We start from the raw sequence: 5,167 nt of genomic DNA on the forward strand, positions 1-5,167 counted from the left end.
TCATGATCGACTTGATTATTATGTTCTTTTGCATAATTAATTAAAATGTGGGTCAATTCCTTATAACTCATACTCTTATCCGAATCTTTCGAGAAGGCTTCAGAATTCGTGGACAGAATATAGTCATGCTTGGAAGCTTCTTTTGGTTGATCTTCCTTATAATGATTTGTTGTTTTCTCTATTAAAAGGTCGGCTGGAATATTGGCGCCGTATTTCTTTAAATCTTCATCCGTCTCGGCAAGTGTTTTTAAAATTGCGGACGTATCCATATCCTCATTTCTCTCTTCCAGACGTTCCAGGCGGCGAATTAAATCCTGCTGTTCGTCCGTAAGCTTCTCGATCATTTCCCGCAGATGCTTTTTTTCCTCTAGTATATTTTCTAAACGCATCGCTATCGCTTGTTTTAAGGTAAACATGCGCTAGGACCCTCCTTTAAACGTACCACTTATAGAATCATGATAGCATATGAAAAAGGAAGGTTATTCTAAAACCTCTCGGATATTTAAAATTTGATTAAAAAGTTGCTGTTATTCCATTAGTCTACCCTTCTTTTTTTGACAACGGACTAAAGGTATATCGAAATCGATCCTTTCAACATGATCGGTGAGATGCCGAAAGGTTGTTAAGCCCGAGGAAGCTCACCACAGGAGAGGTTCGACTAAGAACGCCGCGTCGTGTGGCACCGTCGAACGACCCTGCGTCGTGCAGGGCCGGAAAGCGAAATCGTCTCCCGGAGGACCTTCCCCATAAACCAATATCTCGAAATCAAGTCTTCCAGTATGGAAACCTTGGCTGTAAACTGAACACGGAGATTTAGCAGGTCCTTTTAAAAGGAAAAAGGCAAGCTGATCGTTTCCTGTACAGCTTACCAATTCCCTCTATTTTCTATTAAAAGACATTCTTTTTTCTAAGACTGAACGCGGTATACACGAGCTTCGTAAGGCTTGAGCTGAAGAGTTCCACCTTCTTCTTTCTCTGAAGGATAGTTGCCGATCAGCCGTTCAGCCTGCTCCACCGCAAAGGATTCGCTTACCGAGTAGTCGATCGCTTCATTCGTAAAGTTCGCTACGACGAGCGCTTTTTCTCCGTCGAGCTCTCTTGTATAAGCGTAAACCTGCTCATCTTCAGGGTCGAGAAGCTGGTAAGAACCATAAATAAGCACATCATGATTCTTCCTCACTTGGATGAGCTCTTTGTAGTAATTGAGTATTGACTGGTCGTCTTTCTGCTGCTGTTCTACGTTGACCGACGTATAATTCGGGTTTACCTTGATCCACGGTTCAGCATCTGAAAAGCCGGCGTACTTCTCATCGCTCCACTGCATCGGCGTTCGCGCATTATCTCTTCCTTTTACAAAAATGGAATGCATGATTTCCCGCTTATCTTTCCCTTTCTCCGTGACCTGCTCGTTATACCAGTTATGAATCTCAACATCCCGATAGTCTTCGATCGAATCAAACTGGACGTTGGTCATTCCGATTTCCTGCCCCTGATAAATATAAGGTGTCCCCTGCATCAATTGGTAAAAGGTCGCGAGCATCTTAGCGGACTCCTGGTGATACTCCTCCGCATCACCAAACCTGGAAACCGAGCGGGGCTGGTCATGGTTCTCCAAGTACAGGCTGTTCCATCCCTTGCCATTCAAAGTGGTCTGCCAATCCGTCATAATTTCTTTCATATGGGAGAGTTTCCACGGTTTAACGGACCATTTTCCTTCCTGGCTTCCCGGATCGCCGTCGATTTCCATGTGATCGAATTGAAAAACCATGCTGAGAACCCCTGATTCCTCGTCTGTAAACGCTGCCCCATCTTCAGGCTTCACCATCGGGGTTTCCCCTACGGTCATCACATCATAATGCTTAAGAGCCTGTTCATTCATCTCGTTCATGAACTCCATAAAGCGAGGACCATTGACGAAATGCTCTCCTCCCCACTGATACTTGTTATCTTTATTGGTAACCTCCGCATCCGGCAGGCCCGGCGTTTTGGAAATTAAATTAATCACATCCATTCGGAATCCATCAATGCCTTTGTCCATCCAGAAGTTCATCATGTCATACACTTCCTGCCTGACCTGTTCATTCTCCCAGTTTAAATCCGGCTGTTTGTCTGTAAAAAGGTGCAGGTAATACTGGCCGGTGGCTTCATCATAATCCCATGCAGAGCCGCTGAAGAAGGATACCCAGTTATTAGGTTCGGCGCCATTTTTTCCATCATGCCAAATGTAGTAGTCGCGATAAGGGTTGTCTTTCGACTCACGCGACTCTTGAAACCATGCATGCTCATCAGAGGAGTGGTTGACCACTAAGTCCATGACCAGGCGCATGTCCCGTTTATGAATTTCTTCAAGCATGTTCTCCCAATCTTCCATCGTTCCGAACTCTTCCATAATCGCCCGGTAATGGCTGATATCATAGCCATTGTCGTCGTTAGGAGATTGATAGACCGGAGACAGCCATAAAATGTCTACACCTAAATCTTTTAAATAATCCAGTTTCTGTGTAATTCCTCGTAAGTCGCCGATGCCGTCTCCATTCGAATCATTAAAGCTTCTTGGATACACCTGATAGACGACGCCTTCTTTCCACCATTTTCTTTCCATTTGATCGACCTCCTGTAAATTTTTAATTAGATTATTTTGCCTTAAACTATCCTTTAACAGAACCAGATGTGAGTCCAGCTACAATTCTTCTCTGGAAAATTAGAACGATGATCACGATCGGGATCGTCACGAGAACCGTTGCGGCCGTAATATCTCCCCATGGAATGGAGTATTGGCTTTGATAAAGCGAGATACCTACAGGCACCGTTTTCATCGCATCCTTTGTATTAATCGTGAGGGCGAATAAATACTCATTCCAGGCGGCAATAAACACAAGAATGGCTGTCGTAAATACGCCTGGAGCGGCTAATGGTAAAATAATTTTTCTAAACGTCTGAAACGGCGTTGCTCCGTCCAGTTTTGCTGACTCCTCAAGCGAATAGGGAATGTTCTGGAAAAATGTAGCCAGGATCCAGATCGCAAGCGGAAGACTGATGGTGATGTAAGGAATCACAAGCCCCGGATACGTGTTCCGCAGCCCGAAATCCGTCACAAAGTCGTAGATAGGCGAAATAATCGCAATGGGCGGGAACATGGATGAAGCGAGCACAACCCCAAGAATCACACTTTTAAACCTGATGGGCAGACGCGTCACGGCATAAGCTGTAAAAGCAGCACAGCCTATAGCCAAAATTGTCGTTGCCCCGGACACAATAAAGCTGTTCAGCATATAACGAAGCAGCGGACGTGTTGTTAAAGCAGATTCATACGATTGAAACGAAATGCCAGACCCGAACCACGCAAAAGGTGACCCGAATATATCCCCGAGGGGCTTAATGGATGTCAAGAATATCCATAGAAACGGAAACATGACAAGAAAGACAAAGACGATTAGAAATAGGTAAAACCACGGTCCTGCTTTTTGCTGCATAATGCTCCTCCTAACTGGGTAAGTTTAGTATCTTAACCTTTTTGTTTGCCTGCCATTAGATCAGAACCGATAAAGCGGATAAACAGCGTACTGATGATCGCTACACAGACAAAGACGATCACAGAGAGAGCCGACCCTGCCCCGAAATTCTGCTGGGCGAATAATACTTTGTAGGCGTAAACAGAAACAGCCTCTGTGGCGTTGGCTGGTCCTCCTCCCGTTAATACGTAAATCAAGTCGAATACCCGGAACGCGTCCAGGGTACGGAATAATAGCGCAACAAGAATCGTCGAACGAAGCATAGGAAGGGTAATCTTGTAAAACCGATTCCACGCATTCGCCCCGTCTACTTGCGCAGATTCATAGAGTTGATTCGGGATCGTCTGTAAACCTGCCAGTAACAGTAACGCCATGTAAGGTGTGGTTTTCCACACATCTGTGAAAATAATGGAGAAAATCGCTCCTGCACTTGTCGTCAGCAGTTGACCGGCATCCTGAATGATTCCGAGCTGCTCGAAATAGTGAGCGACCACTCCCGATTGTCCGTCATAAAGAAATTTCCAAATCATCGCAGACACGGCAGTTGGTATCGCCCACGGTACAAGTACCGATGCCCGAACCGCTCCTCTTCCGATAAACGCACGGTTAATTAAAAGAGCAATGGCAAGTCCTAAAACCAGCTCAAAGAATACCGAAACGACGGTAAACAGCGTTGTGACTCCGATGGACTGCCATAGTCTGGACTCCTGAAGATATTGAGCATAGTTTCCAAAGCCTACGAAGTTCTCCTTCATAAAACTTGAATCCATTAGCTTGATCTGACCAGATAAATCGCTTAACCTGGTCGCCATCGCCCCCTCTTGTTCGCTTGAAAGCGACGCCAGCGTCTCCGATTGTTCGGTTAAGTATGTCGAATAATCTTCTTTAAAGGATTCGTCTATGGATACGTATTTCAATGATTGATCCTTTACGGCACGATGGGAACGAACCGTTTCCAACACTTCATTGAACTTCTCTTCGTGATCTCCCGCTCCAAGGAACGTGCTGTGCCGTTCGTTAATGCCCTGCTCAACATTTTTGACTTTGTTGGTAACTTCTTCCGTACTGGACTCAGGAAGAATTTCCTCTATGGTCTTGTTTACGAAATCGTAGTTGTCTGCATAACGCTCCATGTTAATTTCACTCCCAAGCGTACGCTGGGAAAGAGAAGGATCATTAAGACGGTAATCAAATAAGCTGTTCCAGAATGACAACATGATCGGCCACAATACAATAACAGCGATTAGTATTAAGGAAGGCGCTACCATCGCATACCCAAGCTGCTTCTCGCTAAGCGAGAATCGACGCTTACTCATTTTTCATCCTCCTTCTCGCTTTTAGTCGTTAACAACGCTTTCAATCTCTCTTTGCATATTCTGTGCCGCTTGTTCTGGCGAGACATCTCCAGCCAGGGCTTTAGAGATCTCAATTTGAATAATGTCCGTTATTTTTGGATAATCCGGTGTAACCGGGCGAGGAACGGCATTTTGTAAGGTTTCCACAAACGCCTCGTTGGCAAATACCGGGGAAGCTTCTTTTACCTCTTCATTATCATAAAGAGATTTAATCGTCGGAGCTGTTCCTCCTACGGTAGCGCTGATTTTCTGCCCCTCTTTGCCTGTCATAAACTTAACAAACTCCCAGGCAGCTTCTGG

At 45.1% G+C, this 5,167-nt stretch carries 4 protein-coding genes and 1 pseudogene; all 5 read right to left on the reverse strand.

Annotation, left to right across the window (positions count from 1 at the left end; all coding sequences use genetic code 11):
• Nucleotides 1–416 (reverse strand): hypothetical protein (locus WAM07_RS07050; protein WP_422165822.1); only part of this gene is annotated, 416 nt, incomplete at its 3' end.
• Between the two features lie 491 nt (nt 417–907).
• On the reverse strand, nt 908–2,602 hold the full coding sequence (locus WAM07_RS07055) for a glycoside hydrolase family 13 protein (RefSeq protein ID WP_422165823.1): 1,695 nt from the start codon (nt 2,600–2,602) through the stop codon (nt 908–910).
• 46 nt (nt 2,603–2,648) lie between these two features.
• A complete protein-coding gene (locus WAM07_RS07060; RefSeq protein WP_422165824.1) occupies nt 2,649–3,473 on the reverse strand; it encodes a carbohydrate ABC transporter permease in 825 nt (274 codons plus the stop codon).
• A 32-nt stretch (nt 3,474–3,505) separates the two neighbouring features.
• Nucleotides 3,506–4,828, reverse strand: a complete 1,323-nt coding sequence (locus WAM07_RS07065) for a carbohydrate ABC transporter permease (RefSeq protein WP_422165825.1) — start codon at nt 4,826–4,828, stop codon at nt 3,506–3,508.
• A gap of 21 nt (nt 4,829–4,849) precedes the next feature.
• Nucleotides 4,850–5,167, reverse strand: a pseudogene (locus WAM07_RS07070) (ABC transporter substrate-binding protein); the annotation flags it as partial.

Source organism: Halobacillus sp., from assembly GCF_049282395.1.
Lineage (GTDB): Bacteria > Bacillota > Bacilli > Bacillales > Halobacillaceae > Halobacillus.

Coding starts and splice junctions, on each gene's coding strand:
- WAM07_RS07055 (WP_422165823.1), bottom strand. CDS start 2,602: ATGGAAAGAAAATGGTGGAAAGAAGGCGTCGTCTATCAGGTGTATCCA.
- WAM07_RS07060 (WP_422165824.1), bottom strand. CDS start 3,473: ATGCAGCAAAAAGCAGGACCGTGGTTTTACCTATTTCTAATCGTCTTT.
- WAM07_RS07065 (WP_422165825.1), bottom strand. CDS start 4,828: ATGAGTAAGCGTCGATTCTCGCTTAGCGAGAAGCAGCTTGGGTATGCG.